The 19,385-nt window shown below is 59.2% G+C and carries 12 protein-coding genes and 1 pseudogene; 3 read left to right on the top strand and 10 right to left on the bottom strand.

Annotated features, from left to right (window positions below; genetic code table 11):
• Positions 1–376: 376 nt before the first annotated feature.
• The 5 genes from H6B30_RS06005 to H6B30_RS06025 form a co-directional block, all read right to left on the bottom strand.
• A complete protein-coding gene (locus tag H6B30_RS06005) occupies positions 377–964 on the bottom strand; it encodes an aminotransferase class IV family protein (protein ID WP_205108898.1) in 588 nt (195 codons plus the stop codon).
• Positions 948–1,934, bottom strand: a complete 987-nt coding sequence (locus tag H6B30_RS06010; protein WP_205108975.1) for an aminodeoxychorismate synthase component I — start codon at positions 1,932–1,934, stop codon at positions 948–950. Before H6B30_RS06010 ends, H6B30_RS06005 begins: the two co-directional genes overlap by 17 nt.
• A gap of 320 nt (positions 1,935–2,254) precedes the next feature.
• Complete coding sequence (locus tag H6B30_RS06015; RefSeq protein WP_205108900.1) at positions 2,255–5,224, bottom strand: DUF4450 domain-containing protein; 2,970 nt, start codon at positions 5,222–5,224, stop codon at positions 2,255–2,257.
• 407 nt (positions 5,225–5,631) lie between these two features.
• Complete coding sequence (groL, locus tag H6B30_RS06020; protein ID WP_205108902.1) at positions 5,632–7,263, bottom strand: chaperonin GroEL; 1,632 nt, start codon at positions 7,261–7,263, stop codon at positions 5,632–5,634.
• A 37-nt stretch (positions 7,264–7,300) separates the two neighbouring features.
• The gene (locus H6B30_RS06025) at positions 7,301–7,573 is read right to left on the bottom strand and encodes a co-chaperone GroES (protein WP_205108904.1); all 273 of its coding nucleotides are present in this window, start codon (positions 7,571–7,573) and stop codon (positions 7,301–7,303) included.
• A gap of 719 nt (positions 7,574–8,292) precedes the next feature.
• Here H6B30_RS06025 and H6B30_RS06030 point away from each other — a divergent pair.
• Together H6B30_RS06030 and H6B30_RS06035 are read left to right on the top strand one after the other, a co-directional pair.
• A complete protein-coding gene (locus tag H6B30_RS06030; RefSeq protein WP_205108906.1) occupies positions 8,293–9,591 on the top strand; it encodes a threonine/serine exporter family protein in 1,299 nt (432 codons plus the stop codon).
• Between the two features lie 330 nt (positions 9,592–9,921).
• Entirely contained in the window at positions 9,922–11,322 is a 1,401-nt protein-coding gene (locus H6B30_RS06035) for an undecaprenyl-phosphate glucose phosphotransferase (protein WP_205108908.1), read from the top strand.
• A gap of 142 nt (positions 11,323–11,464) precedes the next feature.
• Here the strand turns inward: H6B30_RS06035 and H6B30_RS06040 are convergent, their stop codons facing one another.
• The 3 genes from H6B30_RS06040 to H6B30_RS06050 form a co-directional block, all read right to left on the bottom strand.
• Positions 11,465–13,468: a TonB-dependent receptor gene (locus H6B30_RS06040; RefSeq protein WP_205108910.1), complete on the bottom strand. Its 2,004-nt coding sequence runs from the start codon at positions 13,466–13,468 to the stop codon at positions 11,465–11,467.
• Positions 13,459–14,043, bottom strand: coding sequence for a hypothetical protein (locus tag H6B30_RS06045; protein WP_205108912.1), 585 nt, complete (start codon positions 14,041–14,043; stop codon positions 13,459–13,461). Before H6B30_RS06045 ends, H6B30_RS06040 begins: the two co-directional genes overlap by 10 nt.
• Positions 14,044–14,166: 123 nt before the next feature.
• Entirely contained in the window at positions 14,167–15,033 is an 867-nt protein-coding gene (locus H6B30_RS06050; protein ID WP_205108914.1) for a winged helix-turn-helix domain-containing protein, read from the bottom strand.
• Between the two features lie 532 nt (positions 15,034–15,565).
• Between H6B30_RS06050 and araJ the strand changes: the two genes are divergently transcribed.
• A complete protein-coding gene (gene araJ, locus H6B30_RS06055) occupies positions 15,566–16,747 on the top strand; it encodes an MFS transporter AraJ (protein WP_205108916.1) in 1,182 nt (393 codons plus the stop codon).
• A gap of 25 nt (positions 16,748–16,772) precedes the next feature.
• Here araJ and H6B30_RS06060 read toward each other — a convergent pair.
• Together H6B30_RS06060 and H6B30_RS06065 are read right to left on the bottom strand one after the other, a co-directional pair.
• A pseudogene (locus tag H6B30_RS06060) lies at positions 16,773–17,456 on the bottom strand (DUF6250 domain-containing protein); the annotation flags it as partial.
• A gap of 58 nt (positions 17,457–17,514) precedes the next feature.
• Positions 17,515–19,365, bottom strand: a complete 1,851-nt coding sequence (locus H6B30_RS06065) for a rhamnogalacturonan lyase (protein ID WP_205108918.1) — start codon at positions 19,363–19,365, stop codon at positions 17,515–17,517.
• Between the last annotated feature and the right edge of the window lie 20 nt (positions 19,366–19,385).

A 19,385-nucleotide genomic window follows, 5' to 3' on the forward strand; every position in this document is an offset into this window, starting at 1 on the left:
TGCTTTGCCAATGCAAAGTTAATGCAAAATTACGGAAAAAACAAGTGGTAGGCCCTATTTTTGCGACCGTCGAGAACCATGCAGACACACCGATGGCTACAGGCATCCCGACTTGGTGCTTGCATCTTATCGCGTGTAAACAAAAGCGATTGTTTCTGGCAAAGACAGCAACAACGGGCAAACGCCTGGCATCCAACGGGTTGCCACAGCCGCCAAACAGCATTGCAAAACGGCCCTTTCGGATTGGCGAAACGGGCCATACGGCCATGCAAAAAGGCCCGTAACGGAAAGCCGTACGGGGCGCATGGCTGCGAGAGAAGGGATGTTGTAAAACAAATTCAATGCCCGGCCTGCCAACCGCATGCGCACTGGCGGCTCAGCGTATGCTGCCCGACGGCAGGCAACATGCGCCCCAGGGTATCATGGCATTGAAGAGCATGATGTGCGAGAAACGCGGTATGTCGACCACTCTGATGTCGAGCTCGCCCACCACTCCGTCGCGCAGCAATGCCGCCCGCCGCGTGCCGGGCAGCAACGGATGGCGCGGCGTGAACCACTCGCGGCCGTCGCCGAAGGCCACGTTAGCTATCGACGTGTCGGCCACCATGCCGCGCCTCACGATGAGCACATCGTCGCAGTCGCCCCGCATAGCGAATGCACGGTCTATCTGCCGGCGGTCTTCAAACTTGTAGCCATAGTCTATGTCGGCCTCCACGAGGCGCAGCGTGGCCACAGGACGCATGGCATACGGCGCATAAGTTACGCTCTCGGCACCACCGCGCCCGTAAACCACGCGGCACTTCACCCCATCCCACCCGGGGTCGAGGCTCAGGATGCCAGCCAGGCTCACCCCCGGGCTGCCGGGAAAGAAACGGGCCATGGTGGCATCTACGCGGGCCTGGTGCAGCTGCAGGTTGCACGCCTGTCCGCGCTCAACCCTTATCGTCTCAATAAACCGGCACATACACTTTCTGCTTCATCTCTTCATACTCTGAGAGCAGGTCGCTCTTGGCTGTTATGCCGCCACCGGCCTTGAAGCAGAGCTCACCGTCGGCACCCTGCTCCACATAGCGTATCATCACCGCGCTGTCTACCATCCGCCCGTCGGAATAGCCCATCACGCCGGTGTAGAAGCCACGCTCGTAGGTCTCGGCCCGGCTTATTATCTCCATGGTCTTGCGCTTTGGCGCCCCCGTTATCGACCCGGCGGGCAACTGCGAAAACAGTATCTGTCCCATGCGCCGGCCGTAGCCCGGCAGCAGGTCGCCGCATATCTCAGAACTGGTCTGGCATATCGGGCCGCGGTTGGTGTCTATGCGCTCGCAATAACGGTAGCGGGCCACACGCACATTGCCGGCCACCATCGACAGGTCGTTGCGTATCAGGTCGACAATGGTGGCGTGCTCGGCGGCCTCTTTCACGCTGTCCATCAGCTCGCGCTCGGCTTCCGGCCTCGACAGGCTGGCTGTGCCCTTCATGGGATACGACCGTATGACGCCGCCGTCGATGCGCACAAACGACTCAGGCGAGAAACATACGAAACGGTCTTTGAGCCAAAGCCTGTAGCGGGCATCGGCGCAAAGGAACATCTCGAGCAAGGGCATGTCGGTCTCTAACGGCACGCGGCAGGTGTAGTTGACAAGGTAGCTGTTGCCTGCCTTGATATTGCTCACAACGGTATCGAAGCCACGCCGGTAGTCGTCGAGGCTCTCGGGGGTGTAGCCCCACTGCGGCGCCGACGGCCTGCGGCGGCGCTTGCCGGCGCCATTGCCCGTGCCGCCGAAGTCAAACAGGCACTCGGCGGCATCCACGTCGGCCACTGGCTCGACGTAGGCGCGGCTCCCGTCGTAGTCTATGATGAAAAGGAATGGCGTGCGCTCAGCGTAGAGCGCATCGATGCGACTGATGGCATCGTGCCTGCAAAGCTGCTGCATCATGACGCCCTGTGTGTAGTTTTGTTCTGGTACATATTGTGCAAAGATACGAATTTTCCACGATGCACAGACTGCATCCGGCGGCCATTGTATGTACAACACACCCATTTTAACCCAAAAAAATTCATTTTCCACCAAAACAACAGGCACAGGGCGCAATGTAAACAGGAATGGGCCAGCCTGAGAAAGGCCAAGCCTATGCACATCGGGCAAATGACCCGGCAAAACGGCACAGCCCCCACGCACAAACAAAAACAACCGGGCCGCCCCCGCCTTGCAGGGTGCAGCCCGGTTGTTGCATTGCGGCCCGCAGGCCGTTGTCACTGTAGCGTCACGCCCATCAGCCCTACCACCACGTCGTTGGACAACGTGCGGAGCTTTATCGACTTGAGTTTTTTCTGCCCGTCGAGCGGCATACGCAGCATCTGCGCAGCCCCACCGGGTATGGGACGGCCGTAGACTTCCTTTATGTTGAGCTCTGCACCGAAGTCGCGGCTAACCATGCCTGTGCCAAGGGCAACGCGGTACGGACGCGGGGCGGTGGTGTAGAAGGCCTTGCCGTCTACGAAATAGTCTTGCTCAATGGGGCACCAGTTGTCGGGGTTTACCAGGTGCAGCGTGTCAGAAGTGCCGTCCTTGTACTCGGCTATTACCAATGCGTTGTCTATGCGGCTCTGCATGTGGTTGGTGGAACCGGCCATCAGCAGGTAGGCCGAGGCGGCCTTGCCCTTCAACGGTATCTCTATGCTGTCGGGATAGTTGTCCCATAGCGACGTGTAGGCAATGTTGTGGCCTTCGGCCGGGGTGCGGAAGGGCACGCCGGCAACGCTGAACTCACCGTCGGCAATGAGCGTGCGGAACACCGAGTCGTTGACGTCGGCAGTCATGTCGGGATGGCACCACTCGCCCACACCCTGCGTTGGCAGTTCAAGCGAGGTGTATGGCGGGCGCGGGGAAAGATATTTGTTCTTGTAAATGTCGTCGACCTCGGAGTTGAAAAACTTGTCGATATTCACCTTCCTGAACTTTCCCGAGGTGTCGGGCTCGGCCAGCCCGTATGCCACGGGGTCGACTGTGTGCTGCACGTTCTCGTCGATGGCCGGCTCGATGAGCATGGCCGGGATGGGGGTCTTTATCACCTGGTGCTTCTCGGCAGTGCCCGTTATCTCCTTGTATTTCCCCCCTCCAATGTTCTGGCGGACGACAATGCGCAACGGACGGGTGAAGTTCTGGGTGATGTCGTAAACCAACGAGTCGCCCGAACGCTTGAAACTGTATTCCATGTAGGGCGTGCGCACCGAAGCGCTGTCCCACGACTGCGGAAAGCCCGGGCGTATGAAGCAACGCCCGTTTAGCGCATCGGGCACAATGCCGAACAGGCCTTGCAGCAACGTACGGGCCGATATGCCTATGCAATCGCCGAAGTCGCGGTAGCATTCGCCACGGGCAGCATCGTAAAAGCTAATCTGGCCGAAGTTGGCCGGGCTCTGCCCGATGTACATCTGGTCCATGATATTGGCCTTCATAAGCATGAAGGCCGCCTCGTTGCGGCCGGCCTCATAATATGCGAGGGCCGTGTGCATCACCTCGGCAGCCGCAACATTGTTGATGCTCCAGGAGTAAGGAAGCCAGTTGGAGGTTGATATGGTGGAGCCATACAGCTTTCCGTCGGCAATGACGGGTATGTGGGGGATGTTGCGGTCGACGTAGCGCGTGGCCCTGTAGAACTGCTCCGGCGACCCGGCACCGCAATCGATGGGGGTGTATATCGACCATACGGCAGCGCTCTCATGCTTGCGTCCGAGACCCATGCGGTCTTCATACTCCACCCAATGCCCCTTGTCGGCAAGCCAAAGCCGCTCGTTCATTGCCTTGAGTATGCGCTCGGCCTCGGCCCGGTAGGGCTCCGCGTCCTCACCGATTATCTCAGCTATGCGTGCCGCAAGCAGGTTGCCGCGATAGTTGTAGGCCGACGAATGCGTGGCAGAGCCGCCGTTGTAGTACAGCGCATCGCTCGCCCAGATGCAGCAGTAGGCATCGTAGAGACCGTCGTTGTCGGGATCGAAGTTCCTCTTCTCCCACTCGAGGTGAAGCTTTATGACCGGCCACATCTTGCGCATGTAGGCAGTGTCCGCGTCATAAGAGAAGTGCCAGAGCAGCTCATCGATGTAGTTTAGGTTCATATCGTAATGGTGCATCTGGTCGTTACGCTCCGGATTGCGGCATATATAGCCGTTGCTGTACATCTGGGTTCCCCACTTCTTCTCTGCCCTGGCAAGGTTCTTGCCCGGGTCTTGCGACGGGTGCGGGATGGTGGGAGGCACGTTTGTCACCTGGCTTTTTGCGTAGGCGTCGAAATGCGAGACAGCCCTGTCGTTCCAGCCAAGCACATCTCCGAGGAAACCGGCGCGCCAACCGGCAAGCGGCATGCGCCAGCCTATGCAGCCATGGAGCCAGGTCTGGCCGTCCCAATCTCCGTCGGCTGCCATCACGAGCGCCCCGCCCAAGGTGTTGATAAACGGGTCGGGGGTGTTGAACTCAACCCTTGCGGCCATCAGTCTGTTGCGTTCCTTGGTCGCCCCGAACTGCTTCGCTGCCTCTGCCGCGGGCATTTTGGCTATCTCAACGCCGCTTACAGTGAAATAGCTCTCGCCGCTTGCATCCCACTCGGCGGTGACAAGGCCGTCGTCATTGGGGGCGGGGGCAAAGCATCCGGGCTTGTCGGCGCCCATGTCGCCGTTGCGCCTGAGGCGCCTGTCGGCTATGTTGCACACCAAGGCCTTTACCTTCAGCGGCTTTGCAAAGCCCTCGGCACGGAACTGCCACACCGCTCCCTCGCTGTCGACGAGCGCCACCACATCTATGTAAAGGGCCGCATTGCCCCACGACTTGTCTTTTACCACATATCGGCGCGAGCCCTCCGAATAGCGTGCCTCACACCATTCGGTGGCCTCGAGCGGGTATTCACGGCCATCATAGATGGCGCGGAAACGCACATTGCGGTAGTTGCGCTTCTTGTATATGGCGAATATGGGTCGGTCGCTTGTCTCGATGCGATAGTCGGTGTAGCCCCCGTAGAGGGCCCGTGTGTACTCGTTCTTGCCGTTGACGCTCACGAAGTCGCGCCCGTCGGGGCGGTATTGGAGCGAACGCTCGGTGCCCCGCTTGTCATCATTGTACGAACGTGACTCGATGAAATCGCCTATGCGCTTTTGCGCAGGCACCCCTACCGCAGCGAGAAACAATGCGGCCAATGTTGCTGTTCTCAGTGTTCTGTTGTTAGCTATCATTTTTACGGTGATTAGTTGTTAAGTCAATTCCACGCCCGCCATTACCCTCCTGCCGGGCGGACAAGGGCCGGGCGCACGCCAATGGCTTGCCATCTGCAAAGGTAACCAATAAATCCAACAAATGCAAACGAATGGGCAAAAAATGCAAACGAATGGGCAAAAAAGAAACCGACTGTCGTCCCGACACTCGGTTTCGAAAAACAAACTACTTAAAAACTAATCTACTAAAACAAATCAAAAAATATCCTTAATCATTTAATTACGTATTTGACAACACAAAGGTAAGCACTTTATCAATCACTTCAAAACAAAATACTGAAAAAAATGCATAAAAACGCAGATTAAAAAGAAGTGGAGGACATTTTAACAAAAACGCCCTCCACTTTGATATCTGCAGTTTGCAAATATTACATCATTCCGCCCATGCCGGCACCGCCGCCCATCGGCATTGCGGGCTTCTCTTCGGGCTTGTCAACAATGAGGCATTCGGTGGTAAGGAACATGCCTGCTATCGATGCGGCATTCTCCAGGGCGACGCGCGAAACCTTTGCCGGGTCAATCACGCCAGCCTTGCGCATGTCTTCGTAAACGCCTGTGCGGGCATTGTAACCGAAGTCGCCTTCACCCTCGCGAACCTTCTGTACCACCACGGCTCCCTCGCCGCCAGCGTTTGCAACAATCTGGCGAAGCGGCTCCTCGATGGCGCGCTCAACGATGTTGATACCCGTCTGCTCGTCGGCGTTGTCGCCCTTGAGGTCCTTGACGGCATCGAGTGCGCGGATGTATGTAGTGCCACCGCCGGCCACTACGCCCTCCTCGATTGCAGCGCGTGTGGCGCAGAGAGCATCGTCGACGCGGTCTTTCTTCTCCTTCATCTCAACTTCGCTGTTGGCACCGACATAGAGCACTGCAACGCCGCCGGATATCTTGGCCAGGCGCTCCTGCAGTTTCTCCTTGTCGTAAGAGCTTGTCGTGTTGGCAATCTCGTTCTTTATCTGGGCCACACGGTCGGCAATGCACTGCTTGTCGCCTGCTCCGTTGACGATGGTGGTGTTGTCCTTGGTCACAGTCACCTTGTCGCAGGTGCCGAGCATCTCGAGAGTGGCCTGCTCAAGCTTAAGTCCCTTCTCCTCGCTTATAACGACTCCGCCTGTCAGGATGGCTATGTCCTCAAGCATTGCCTTGCGGCGGTCGCCGAAACCGGGAGCCTTCACGGCGCAAATCTTGAGTCCGCCACGCAGACGATTGACCACGAGAGTGGTCAGTGCCTCCGAATCAACGTCCTCGGCGATGACGAGCAGCGGGCGTCCGCTCTCGGCGGCAGGCTGCAGGATGGGCAGGAAGTCCTTGATGTTGCTTATCTTCTTGTCGTAGATGAGGATGTAAGGATTCTCCATCACGCACTCCATCTTGTCGGCGTCGGTTACGAAGTAGCCGCTCAGGTAGCCGCGGTCAAACTGCATTCCCTCGACCACATTGATGTAAGTGTCGCGGCTCTTGCTCTCCTCGATGGTGATCACGCCGTCCTTGCTCACCTTGCGCATGGCGTCGGCAACGAGCTTTCCAATCTCAGGGTCGTTGTTGGCAGACACCGTGGCCACCTGCTCAATCTTGTCATAGTTGTCGTCAACCTTCTCGGCGTGTTCCTTGATGTAAGCCACCACAGCGCCCACGGCCTTGTCGATGCCTCGCTTGAGGTCCATCGGGTTGGCGCCTGCAGTGACGTTCTTAAGCCCGACGTTGACAATGCTCTGCGCGAGTATGGTTGCAGTTGTCGTTCCGTCGCCGGCATCGTCGCCGGTCTTGCTGGCCACGCTCTTTACGAGCTGCGCGCCGGTGTTTGCGAAACGGTCTTCGAGCTCAACCTCCTTAGCAACGGTCACGCCATCCTTGGTAATCTGGGGAGCGCCAAACTTCTTCTCGATGATCACGTTGCGGCCTTTCGGTCCAAGCGTCACCTTCACTGCGTTTGCCAACTGGTCAACGCCCTGCTTCAACATCTCGCGGGCTTCTACGTCGAATTTTATCTCTTTTGCCATGATATTTCAAGTTTAAAAAATGTCGTTTGCTGTTATGTTATTTCTCTATGACTGCGAGCACATCGCTCTGGCGCATCATCAAGTACTTCGTGCCGTCGTACTCCAGCTCTGTGCCGGAATACTTGCCGTAAAGCACTTCGTCGCCCTCCTTCAGAACCATCTCTTCGTCTTTCGTACCCTTGCCTGCGGCAACGATTGTGCCATGCAAAGGTTTCTCTTTTGCCGTATCAGGGATGATGATACCGCCAATCTTCTCTTCAGCTGGTGCAGGGAGTACAAGCACTCTGTCTGCCAATGGTCTAATGTTCATAGTTCGTTTATTTTTAAATTGTTGTTTCTACCTTTTGCCTGCGCCGCATGCCATCGGCGCCGGTCACCCTTTATGTTGCCAAAACCGTGCCAAAGGTTGCGCACTGACAATCTGTCACATGTCAGCTGGCAGAGCCATGACATCCGGGCTGCCGCGCCCATGGCGCCATTGGCAACAAACGGCGCACGCCACGCCCCTTTTTCTGAAACCGGCACGGCTGTAGCCACCCGCGAGCGATACATATATATAATGTATGTATGCGCCATCGGCGACTGCCGCCATTGCAAGGCGACATGAAAATAACGCCTGGCACATTTTGCGTTTTGACCAGAATTGTATAATTTTGCAGCCGCTCTGCCCACGGGGGCGCCCGCGGCGGCAGGCCGTGGGCATGGGCGCAAGGCACTGAAACGCAACGGCCGGCCCGGTGAGCCAGCCAGCCCGGTGGCGCGACGAGGCAGAGATTATTTTTTACAAACGCTGCGCCGACACCAACCCCGGCGCCGGACGCAACCGCAATACGGCCCGTCCGGGCCTGCCGAACAGGCCGTTTCAGGGCATGAAAACGACCGTTTGGCAACACGAAACGGGCCGGAACGCAACCCACTGGCACCCAGGCCGCAAGGCAGGCAAGGCCATAGCGGCCAAAAAGAATTACACAACGGGCCGACAGCCCCGACGAGAGTAAACGACATAATATAAAAAATTGTACCAGGACAATGCAACAGACAACAGACCAAGACACCCACAGGCAACTGAAAGAAGCCACGCTATTCCTTGCCGAATACGCATCGACACTGATGGCCGTGGGCGCACAGACATCGCGCATACAGCTCAACACTGTGCGCATGGCACGCTCGATGGGCTACCACGTGAGCCTGCTCATCTTCCCGAAGACGATAAGCATAACCCTGCAGGACCAGGAGCGGAACCACACTTACACATACATCAAGAAGACTCCAGGCATACCGCTCAACTTCAAAGTGAACATGAAGCTGTCGCAACTGTCGTGGAACGCTTTCGACGACCGCCTGCCGCTCAATGAGCTGTGGGCCAGGCTGAAGTCGATAGCCACCGAAAAGCGAGAGAGCCCGTGGCTGGTGCTCGTGCTGGTATCGCTGGCCAACGCCTGCTTCTGCCGCCTTTTTGACGGCAACACCTTGTCAATGGCCATAGTGTTCGTGGCCACCTTCGTTGGCTTCCTGCTCCGCCAGCAGCTCACCAAGCGCGGGGTCAACCACCTGGCGGTGTTCGTCACCTGCGCCTTTGTGTCGACTATGATAGGCGTCACCGACTACATCTACTTCCACGGAGGCACCGAAGACATGTCGCTTGGCACGTCGATGCTTTACCTCGTGCCCGGCGTGCCGCTGATAAACGGCGTGATGGACATCGTTGACAACCACGTGCTCGACGGCCTGTCGAGGCTCACCAACGCCCTGCTGCTCATAATCTGCATAGCGATAGGCCTTTCGGGCACGGTGATTCTGTTCGGCATAGACCCCACTACGTTCACTTCGGTGACACGGCCCGACATAGTGTCGGCCACCATAGCCGACGGACTGTTTGCCGCCGTGGCCGCCATAGGCTTCGCAATCATCAGCAACCCGCCGCGCAAGGCACTGCTCATCTGCGCCCTGCTGGCCTGCGTAGGCCACGGCGTGCGCTACTTCCTCATGCACAACGGCACCATGCCGCTCGACCAAGTGACGGCATCCACCGTGGCGGGCTTCACCATCGGACTGCTTGCCGTGCCGTTTGCCATGCGCATACATTGCCCGGCAGAGTGCTTCGCCTTCCCGTCGCTGCTGCCTATGGTGCCGGGCATGTTTGCATACAAGGCCATACGCGACCTGATTAACATCGTAAGGCTGCCCGACACCTACACGGCTGAATATGTGGCACGCTTCTTCCATAACGGATCGCTCACCGTGCTGGTGATGTTCGGCATGGTGGTTGGGTGCATAATACCTATATTCATATTCCACAGACAGTCGTTCTCGGTGACGAGAAACTGACGCCCGGCATGGGCAAGCCACCCGTGGCCGGCAACGCGACGGCGCTGCCCACACCACTGCAACAGCACAGGCAAAGAGGACAATTGCCACGGCCGACATCCGGCTTCGGCCATGGAAGAGACCGCGACAACTGTCCTCTTGTTCGCCAATAGTCACCAATACAACGCAAAAAGACAACAACAACCTACTGAATGACTCAAAAACAATTCAAAAAGGCTACATTCTTTTGAAATTATTTCCACTTTTTTAAATTTCAATATTGAAAATTCTTTTTTGCGGATAATCATGTTTATATTTGCCACCGATTAGGTTGAAAGAGCAAACTACATTATGAATGACAAGGTATTGAACATTCACCACAATCTCATCTTATCGGCTTTCACCGTCATGGGGGATGTGCTGATATGCATTGCCCTCTATTGCATGTTCTGCAAAGTAAGTGGTCACATCCTTGAAGACGACTTCATGCAGTCGGTTGTAGTCGTGGCCGCCATCTATTTCTCATGCGTCATCAACGGAGGAGTAATCCTCTACAAACGCAACGTCAAGGACTTCCAGGTGCCATTGCTCGTGCTCCGCAACATCATTGTGTTCACCATAGCAAGCGTCATACTGCTCAAAATAGGCGGATTCTACCTGCTTCCGCTCAACCTGTCTGTCCTTTTCCTGCTCTCGCAGCTCATCGTTGCTTCAACATTCCGCCTCACCATACGCCGAATGGTAAAGGCTTACCGCACCAAGGAGGAGCATAAGCACCACGCGGTGTTGGTGGGAAGCAAAGAGAACATACGCGCGCTGTACGACGAGATGGTAAGCGTGCCTTACTTCGGATACGCCGTCGAGGGCTACTTCGACTACGAGCGGGCATCCAACATGCCCGAGTCTTGCCCTTACCTCGGAACGCCCGACGACGTGGTGGGCTACCTGCAGAAACACAGCGAGGTGCACGAGCTTTACTGTTGCCTTACGTCTCGGCACAAAGACGACATCATTCCGATAATACATTACTGCGTCAACCACCTCGTACACTTCTACAGTGTGCCCAACGTAAGCAACTACCTGCACCACCGCATGTACTTCAACATGCTGGGCAACGTGCCTTACCTCAGCCTTTACCGCGACCCGCTGGAGAAAGTGGAGAACCGTGCCATCAAGCGAACGTTCGACATCCTGTTCTCACTGGCGTTCCTTTGCACCATCTTCCCGATAGTGTTTGTCATCGTGTTCATCATTACCAAGCTCACCATGCCCGGCCCGGTGTTCTTCAGGCAGAAGCGTAACGGAATCAACGGCGAGGAGTTTTACTGCATAAAGTTCCGCTCGATGCGCGTCAACGCGCAGGCCGACACGCTCCAGGCCACCAAGGACGACCCGCGGAAGACCAAATGGGGCAACATAATGCGCAAGACAAACATCGACGAACTGCCTCAGTTCATCAACGTGCTCAAGGGCGACATGAGCATAGTGGGGCCCAGGCCGCACATGCTGAAGCACACCGAAGAATACTCGAAGCTGATAGACAAGTACATGATGCGCCACTTTGTGAAGCCCGGGATTACCGGCTGGAGCCAGGTGACGGGCTACCGCGGCGAGACGAAAGAGCTCTGCCAGATGGAAGGACGCGTCAAGGGCGACATCTATTACATAGAGCATTGGAGCATCTGGCTCGACATTTACATCATCTACAAGACCGTTGCCAATGCGATAAAAGGCGACGAAGAAGCATATTAAAGGCAAAAAGGCCCACGTAAAGGCATAAAGGCAAAAGGGTGGAAAGGCAGCAAAGCCGCGCCAAAGGCGGCTTTGCTTTATCACTTCACCATGCCTCTATGCCTTTACTTGTGCCTTTTCCTCCCTTTACCCTTCCACTGTTTTACCTTTCATTTTGTTCATTCCCCATTGTCCAGCTTACGCTGATGCCGAGCAGGTTTCCAAGGTTGCCATTGCGCCTGGTGGTGCTTTTGCCGACGAAACGGTTCACAAGCTCCGTTCGTTCAGACATTATGGTGTTGCGAAACGGGTTCTGCCAATATGCTGCCAAAGTGAAACGGCCCAGCCGGCAAGACGCCGTCATGCCGACCGAACCGCCCTGCTGGCCGCGCCTTTCGCCCTCCATAAACCTCCATCCGTTGTCGGCAGCAGCCGTGAGCGTCAGTTTGCCGAAGTGGGCGGCCAGCGACACCCCTCCGTTGAAGGCCGTATAGAAGTGGCGGTAGTCGGCCCCGATGTTGATGAAACGGTAAACCCCGCCATTGGCCGCAACCGAAAGGCGCCGCTCAATGATGTCGGCCCTGCAATAGCCCGACACAGACAGCATGCTGCAGTGGCCGTCGTTGACCTGCGTCTTTACAAAAACCGCGTTGCCCGCGGCATCCGCATGGCGTGAATAACGCTCCATGTTGCAATCGTGGTTTACCCTGAGAGAACCCTGCAACGAAGCAGACAACCGCACGCCGTCGTACGAAAGGCGCAGCCACTGCTCCACCCTGCGGTATGGACGGAGCCCCGAGTTGCCCGCCTCGGCCTCCATGCTGTTTACTCTCACGACAGCGCTGCCGGTGGCGGCCATGCGCGACATATACTCCGACAGCTCTATGTCGTAGCTCAGCTTCAGCCTAAATGGCAACGGGCACTGCACCGTCAGCTTAGGCCTGAGCAGCGTGAAACGGTGCGCCGAGGCGTTGCGCCGGAAGTAATATGTGCTCAGGCCTATGCCGGCAACATAGTCAACGCGCCACAGGCTGCCCTTCAGTTGGGCGGAACCATAAATGTCTGACACGCGCGAACGGTCGGCGGCATCCACGTCGCCGCCATAGTCAATGGCGTCATAATGCTGCGAGCATACCATGCCCGCCGTCACAACGAACGGCCCCGGCCGGCTCTCGGCCACCGCCTCGGCGTCGAGCCGGTAGCTGCGCCCGTGCAGATGGTAAGCGTATGGCGAGCCCTCGTCGTAAGAATAGTCGCGCCGGCTGTCGGCCATTGAGACGGCCGCGCTCACCGTAAGCCGTGTCTTGCTGCCAAGGCTCGCGTCGAGAAACACGTCGGCCACGGGCGTGGCACGACGCTCGGCCGACAGCATTGACGCCCCGGATGCCTCGTTACCGTCGGCCACAACGCGGCGGCTGTCGTTGTGGGGCGTGCGCTCAATGTCGGTGCGAAGCCTCGCCTGAAAGGCCAGCACACTGTCGCGGCGCATGCTGTAAGCGAGCCCCACGCTGTGTGAAAGTGCTGTCATCAGTCCGTCGGCGTCGCTCCTGACAATCGTCCGCAGCGTGTTGCCGGGCATCAGGTAGCGGGCCGTCTCCTCGGTGCGCGCCCCGTCGAACCTCGTGTAGCCCATGCCATAGTCTACGCTCACCTGGCTCGTGCCCCGGCTGGCCCTCGCATACACGCTGTTGCGGCCCACCGCGGCAGTCACGGCATTGGAAAGGCGCGCCCCGGCGCCATATCCGGCCACCGGCACGCGCACAATGAAATTGACCACCCGCCCCACCTCGCGCCCGTGGCGCACGCCCGGCGAATCGGTATACTCTATGCGCAGCAGGTCGGTCGGGGCAACCTGCAGCAGGTCGTAGGCCGAAGCCTTGACGCCATTTATCCTCAACTCCACTCCGCCACGGTTGTCGAGCGGCGTTATTGTGTTGCCAACCTCGTCTACCCTGATGCCGTTCAGGCCCGCCCTGGCCAGCACGGCATAGAGCGATGCCGACGCCTCTTTCTGCCACTGCGCCGGGTATATCGCCACGCCGCCGGCCTTACTCACCACCCGAGCCCCCTCGACCACGACCTCGCGCAGCCATAGCGAGTCGGCCTCTTGTGCCCCGGCCGCCACTACCGGCGCCAGAGCCATTGCCAACGCAAGCCTCATCCCCATGCCCTGCCTCCTCTCTGCACTGCCGGCTTGGCCCATGGCTGCCAGCGGTCTATCATTGCAAAGAGTCTCCCGAGGCTGTCGCGGTATTCCTCGGGATAGCTCAGGGCATAGCAAAACCACAGCTTGCCCGAGCGCACACACTTGGTGTAATGGCGGTAACCGCCTATCCTTGCGCTCCCCTCATAGAGCGGGCCGCTCAGTATGTAGGCTCCGCCACCGACCGGCCTGGGCCTCGAATGCAGCAGGCGGCCCATTCGCCGAATGTCGCACACGGCGGTATTGTCGGGCCCGACGGCCCTCGTCACGTAACACTCAAGGCTGATGTTGGTCCAGCTGTCATGGCAGAAGCGGGCATAACCCTTGCCTGCCGACGGTGCATTGCGGTCGGGCCTAAAGCAGGCGGGATAGGCCACGGTATACCCAAACAGCCCGTCGGTGTAGGTGAGCAGGTCGGCCTTGTACATCTGCTCGCGCAAAACGTCGGCAAACGGCCTCAACCTTGTGCGCGGCCTCACTATGTCTATGCACGAGGCAGCCGCCACTACGGAAAGAACAACGATAAAAAATGCCTTCATATCTTCACAACGATAGTCGATTGCAAAGATAGCAAGCAAAGGAAAAAGAAAAGAAACATGGCGCTGACATCTGCCTGACAACGCGCCGGAAGAAATCTGACACAAGTCTGACAATGGGGCCAACTACCTGTCGGTCAGCCTGTAAGCCCTGCCGCGGTCGCTCTCTATGCGCAGGCTACTGCGCTGTTCGACCACACAGCGCAACCGCCTTATCAGCGTGTAAAGCGTGTCGGAGGCATCGGGTTTCTTAGGCCAGAGCGCGTCGCATATCTCGCGGTGCGACAGGCTGTGGCCCTCGGCAGCGAAGAACATGGCCAGCAGACGGTGCTGCATGGGCGTGAGCCGCACGGGCTCGCCGGCAGCGTCGACAAACAGGGCGCCGTCGGCCGAGAGCTCAAGCCCGCCATAAGCCTCGGCACGCGCCCGGCTTAAAGAGGCGCGCCTGCGGCCGGCCGCACAACCAAAAGCCCAAAGCAGGGCCGCGGCAAACAGCGCCAGGGGCAGCCGCTGGTCGGACATGGCCAGCACCGACGCCGCCGAGCAACCGGCACAACCGCGCAGCGCCACGGCAGAAGCTCCGTCGGCCGAGCGCAACACCACCGCATCGGTGGCTATGCCGCCACCGCAGGCCACCGCCGGCCCGACGCCGCTGCCCGGCCCGCCCACAATGCTCACCTGCAGGTAGGCACTCTCGCGCAAGCGCCCCGAGGCAATGTTGCGGCGGAAGGTGGCATCGTCGACCCTCATCACCACATTGCCCCCGGCAGCGGCCTGCAGCCCACGGAATGTCCTAATCGTGTCGTTGGCTGCATAGTAGGCGCCCTTGGCGGCTATGGTGTCGGCCAAAGCCCGGCGCAAGTCGCCCTCAACAAGGTCGGCTGTGGCGCAATAACTGCCAACGCTGGCCATGGCCGACGACCCCACGAGGACAATAAACACAAAGACGGGCACTCCGTGTGCCAATGCTTTCTTGATACGGCTCAGTCTCATCTTGTGGTAGTTCTTAATGCACAGCCTTTGCCATTGCGCATCTCCCTGGCGCACAGCACATTGCAAAACGGGTCGAATCGCTATGCCAAACGGGCCGTATTGGCCGCCCAAACAGGCCGTTTGGCAATGCAATATGGCCCGTTTGGCCCGACGCCAAGGCCGGGGCCTCATTGCGACACGGAGCGCATGCCATTGGCAAAAGGCTGATACAAAGATACGAAAAAAGCCCCACTACCATGTCTGCCGCCATCATTTTAACTCGATTTAACCCGACACCGATGCCTGTAATAGGCGAAAAAGATATAATTTTGCAGCCAAAACAAACCAATATATGCCCCACCCCACGGCCCGGCACAGCGCGGCCCGCGGGCAAAGGGGCCAAGAACCGGCATTCAGGATACAACTACACAAAAACATAACCAAGCCAAACCATCCGGCCTGCAGCCCACAGGCACGGGCTGCCCGCGCCACGCCGTCAAGGCCACGCGGCACCCGCGTCACCGCCGGGACGGATGTGGCAAACATAAAAATCATGAAAAAAGGACTCATAGCACTGGCCTTCGGCACCTTAGCCCTGGGCATGATGGAATTTGTAATGATGGGCATCCTGCCCGACATAGCGCGCGGACTGGGCATAACAATCATCCAGGCAGGCCACCTTATCTCGGCTTACGCCATCGGAGTGTGCTGCGGCGCCCCGCTGCTGACGGTGGCCCACAAGTACAGTCCGAAGCGCATACTGCTCGTACTGGCCGCCATGATGCTACTGGGAGCGGTGCTCTGCGCCGTCTCGCCAACCTACGGGATGATGCTTGCCGCCCGTTTCATAGCCGGATTGCCCCACGGGGCCTACTTCGGCGTGGCCTCCATAGCGGCCATCAGGCTGGCCGACGAGCGCCACAAGACGGGCGCCGTGTCGATAATGGTGGCCGGGATGACCATTGCCAACCTGTTTGGCGTGCCGCTGAGCACGGCCCTGAGCGGCAACATATCGTGGCGGGTGCCGTTTGTGCTGGTGGCATTGCTCAGCCTGCTCGTGCTGTATTACATCTGGAAATGGGTGCCCCACATCGACCCTCTGCCCGACAACGGGTACAAGGGGCAGTTCCGCTTCCTGCGCAGCAGCGCCCCATGGCTCATCCTCGCAGCCACGATGCTTGGCAACGGGGGCATATTCTGCTGGTACAGCTACGTCACTCCGCTCATGACAACCGAAGGCGGCTTCCCGCCGGAAACGATGTCGCTGCTGATGGTGGCTGCCGGTTTCGGAATGGTGGTGGGCAACCTGACGAGCGGACGGCTGTCTGACCGCTACTCGCCCGGGCGCGTGGCGGCGTGCACCCAGGCCGTGGTAGTGGCGGCCCTGCTGCTCATCTTCGCCCTGGCACAATACGGATGGCTCACGGCGGGGCTCATGGTGGTGTGCACGGCGGGGCTCTTCGCGGTGAGCAGCCCGCTGCAATTCCTCATACTGAAGCATGCCCCGGGAGGCGAGATGCTTGGCGGGGCGGCCATACAGGTGGCCTTCAACCTCGGCAATGCGCTCGGGGCATTCTGCGGCGGACTGCCCATGGACCACGGACTGCCCTACAGGTATGCCGCCCTGGTGGGCGCGCCGGTGGTGCTGCTGGGCTACATCTCGATGGCAATATTCATACATCGCCACGAGAACAGGCCGCAGGCGGCTGCCGCAAGCGCCAGCCAGGGGGCATGAGGGGCTAAGGCCGGGGACTCTCGGTGTACCTGAAATTGGCCATGCGCGTGCGCGACAGCGTTGTGCGGAAGCCAAACCAGCCCTCGCGCAACGGCTGCGGGTCGGCATAGTCTACCAGCAGTTGCCCGTCGATGTAATACCTGACGCGGCCGCCATGGGCCTCGAGCCTCACGTGATACCAGTGGTTGGGGCGCAGCAGGTGGGCCGTGTCGGTGTACTCTTTGAGTATGGCCGGACGGGCAGCCTTGTCGGTCACCCCAGCCTCATTGCCGTCGTAACGGCGGAAGCGGGTAGTCCTGTTGTGGTTGCCGCCGTATCCCACGTAGTAGAGCTGCAGCGTATAGCACCGCGCAAAGATGCCTCTGCGCCACCCGGCACGCGCCGAGATGTCGGCGGGCTGCTTGGGGTCGGACGCCATCCAGAAGCAATTCAGGTCGCTGAGCCGGTCGGTTGCGCGCTCAACCACCACGCAGGCGTCATACTCTATGGTCACGTCGCCGCTCATCTTTGCCTTTCGCCACAACGTAAGGCCCTTTGGGGCGACAATCTCTATGGTGTCGCCGGAAAACGAAACCTTGCTGTCCGGCGACTCCGACTCTACCATCCAATACTTTTCAAACTCGCCGGGTGTAAGCCCGGACACGCTGTCTTGCCCGGCATGCAGCATGCAAGCCGGCAACAGCATCATCAGGATTGAAATCAGTCTCATGTTGTTTTAAGCATTAATCAGGGCATTCCAAAAAAACATGCCGGGCCAGGCGGCACCGTCATTTCAACTCAAAGCTAAGGTGAGGGGGCTGGTTGTAGCCCACATTCTGCCATGCCACAGACAGCCGGTACTGGCGGTCGGTCATGAGCGAAGGGCGCCGGCTGTAGGCTGGTATGGCCGTGCTGTATATGCGGAGCTCCTTTTGGTCGGCCGAGGGCCACACCACCTCCTCGCGCCAGTCGCCCAGTATGTCGGCCGAAAGGCACGGATTGCCCTTCGACCCGTTTATCCACACACAACCGTCGGCCTCAAGCAGCGGGCGCACCCGCTCCTGCTGCCAGTCCCACTTGCTGATGGTGGTGCGGTCGAGCAGCTCAGACAGAGGGTCGGCATCCCAATAGACGATGAAGCTGCAGGGCCCCGGCTTGCTACGGCTGATGGCCTGTCCGGTGTCGCCGCGGCGCAAACCGCCCACCGAGCACCAGCATTCGGCACCGGGATAGCGCGGGTCTATGTCGGCTGCCACGCCACGGCCGGCGTCGAGTCCGGCCCCGTCTTGCCAGATAACCCGGCCCGTCGCCCCGTCGAACATGGCCACGGCGGGGGTCTGAAGATAAGCCACGCGCCTGCCTTCGTTCTCATGCACGCCAAACACCTGAAGCCCGCTGCGGCCTGCAACGAGCCTGCCCACATGCATGGCGTCGCCATGGCGCAGCCCCGTAGAGTAGAGACCGGTACCGTCATTGTCTACCGTCATGGCCCCGACGCACACCTCATCGCAGCCGTCGCCGTCGAAGTCGGCCACCGACAGGTTGTGGTTGCCCATGCCGGAAAAGCGTTGCAGCCCCGGCACGGAGCTGTCGAACGTCCACAGGCTGCGCAGCGAGTCGCCATCGAAAGTCCATGCCGCCACCACCGTTCGCCCGTACCAGCCGCGCACCATCACCGGCGAGGGGCGCTTGCCGTCGAGGAACGCCACGCAGGCCGTGAACCTGTCGGAGCGCCCCCCGGTGCTGTCGTTGCCCCCGTTGCCGCCAATCCCGCCCCAGCCATCGAGCGGATAGCGCGTCGGTATGTATGCCGCTGTCGACAGCGCGCGCCCTGTGAGCCCCTCGAACACCGTGAGGTACTCAGGCCCTCGCACAATCTTGCCGTATGTCGGACTGTTTTCGTCGTGCGTGCGCCAGTCGGCCAGCGGGTCGCCGATGGCCCTGCCGGTGCCGTCGACGGTGCCGTCGGCAGTCTTGCAGCACAGTTCGGCGCGCCCGTCGCCGTCGAAATCAAACACGAGGAAGTTGGTTGTGCACTCGCCCGAGCGTATGTTCACGCCGAGGTCTATGCGCCACAGCCGCCTGCCGTCGAGCTTGTAAGCGTCGAGGATGGTGTTTCCGGTGAATCCCCGCTGGGGCGGACGCTTTGAGTTTGAGGGGCTCCACTTCAGCACTATCTCATATTCGCCGTCGCCATCAAGGTCGCCCACGCTGCAGTCGTTGGCCGAATAGGTGTAGCTCTCGCCTGCCACCGTTCCGCCCCGTGGCCTGGATATGGGCACACTGATGTAGGGCCGGGGCTGCTCGCCGGCGCCGACAGTCCACTCGGCCAGTGTACGTCCGCCGCTCACCAGGCGCCAGCGGGCAGGGCCGCATGCCCCTGCCGAAGAGTCGGCAAAACACGATGAGGCGACAATGGGCTCACTGTTGAGCCTCACCTCGCGCCCGCCGGCACTCCTGTATACGTCGAACGCCATCGTGTCGGGGTCGGTGGGGAGCATGCGCCAGCTCAGGAACATGGCCGCCCCCGACCATATACCAACCATGCCACGGCCGAGCCGTTCGCCAAGATACGGCTGCGCCACAGCCCGGACGGCAGCGGCAGCCATCAACAAAGCAATCAACAAAAGCTTCTTCATAGTCATACCATTTTGCGAGC

The sequence above is a fragment of the Marseilla massiliensis genome (assembly GCF_016899955.1).
GTDB lineage: Bacteria > Bacteroidota > Bacteroidia > Bacteroidales > Bacteroidaceae > Prevotella > Prevotella intestinigallinarum.

Excerpts from the sequence above, each read along its gene's own strand:
- H6B30_RS06005 (WP_205108898.1), bottom strand. The coding sequence starts at position 964 with ATGTGCCGGTTTATTGAGACGATAAGGGTTGAGCGCGGACAGGCGTGC.
- H6B30_RS06010 (WP_205108975.1), bottom strand. The coding sequence starts at position 1,934 with ATGCAGCAGCTTTGCAGGCACGATGCCATCAGTCGCATCGATGCGCTC.
- H6B30_RS06015 (WP_205108900.1), bottom strand. The coding sequence starts at position 5,224 with ATGATAGCTAACAACAGAACACTGAGAACAGCAACATTGGCCGCATTG.
- groL (WP_205108902.1), bottom strand. The coding sequence starts at position 7,263 with ATGGCAAAAGAGATAAAATTCGACGTAGAAGCCCGCGAGATGTTGAAG.
- H6B30_RS06025 (WP_205108904.1), bottom strand. The coding sequence starts at position 7,573 with ATGAACATTAGACCATTGGCAGACAGAGTGCTTGTACTCCCTGCACCA.
- H6B30_RS06030 (WP_205108906.1), top strand. The coding sequence starts at position 8,293 with ATGCAACAGACAACAGACCAAGACACCCACAGGCAACTGAAAGAAGCC.
- H6B30_RS06035 (WP_205108908.1), top strand. The coding sequence starts at position 9,922 with ATGAATGACAAGGTATTGAACATTCACCACAATCTCATCTTATCGGCT.
- H6B30_RS06040 (WP_205108910.1), bottom strand. The coding sequence starts at position 13,468 with ATGGGGATGAGGCTTGCGTTGGCAATGGCTCTGGCGCCGGTAGTGGCG.
- H6B30_RS06045 (WP_205108912.1), bottom strand. The coding sequence starts at position 14,043 with ATGAAGGCATTTTTTATCGTTGTTCTTTCCGTAGTGGCGGCTGCCTCG.
- H6B30_RS06050 (WP_205108914.1), bottom strand. The coding sequence starts at position 15,033 with ATGAGACTGAGCCGTATCAAGAAAGCATTGGCACACGGAGTGCCCGTC.
- araJ (WP_205108916.1), top strand. The coding sequence starts at position 15,566 with ATGAAAAAAGGACTCATAGCACTGGCCTTCGGCACCTTAGCCCTGGGC.
- H6B30_RS06065 (WP_205108918.1), bottom strand. The coding sequence starts at position 19,365 with ATGAAGAAGCTTTTGTTGATTGCTTTGTTGATGGCTGCCGCTGCCGTC.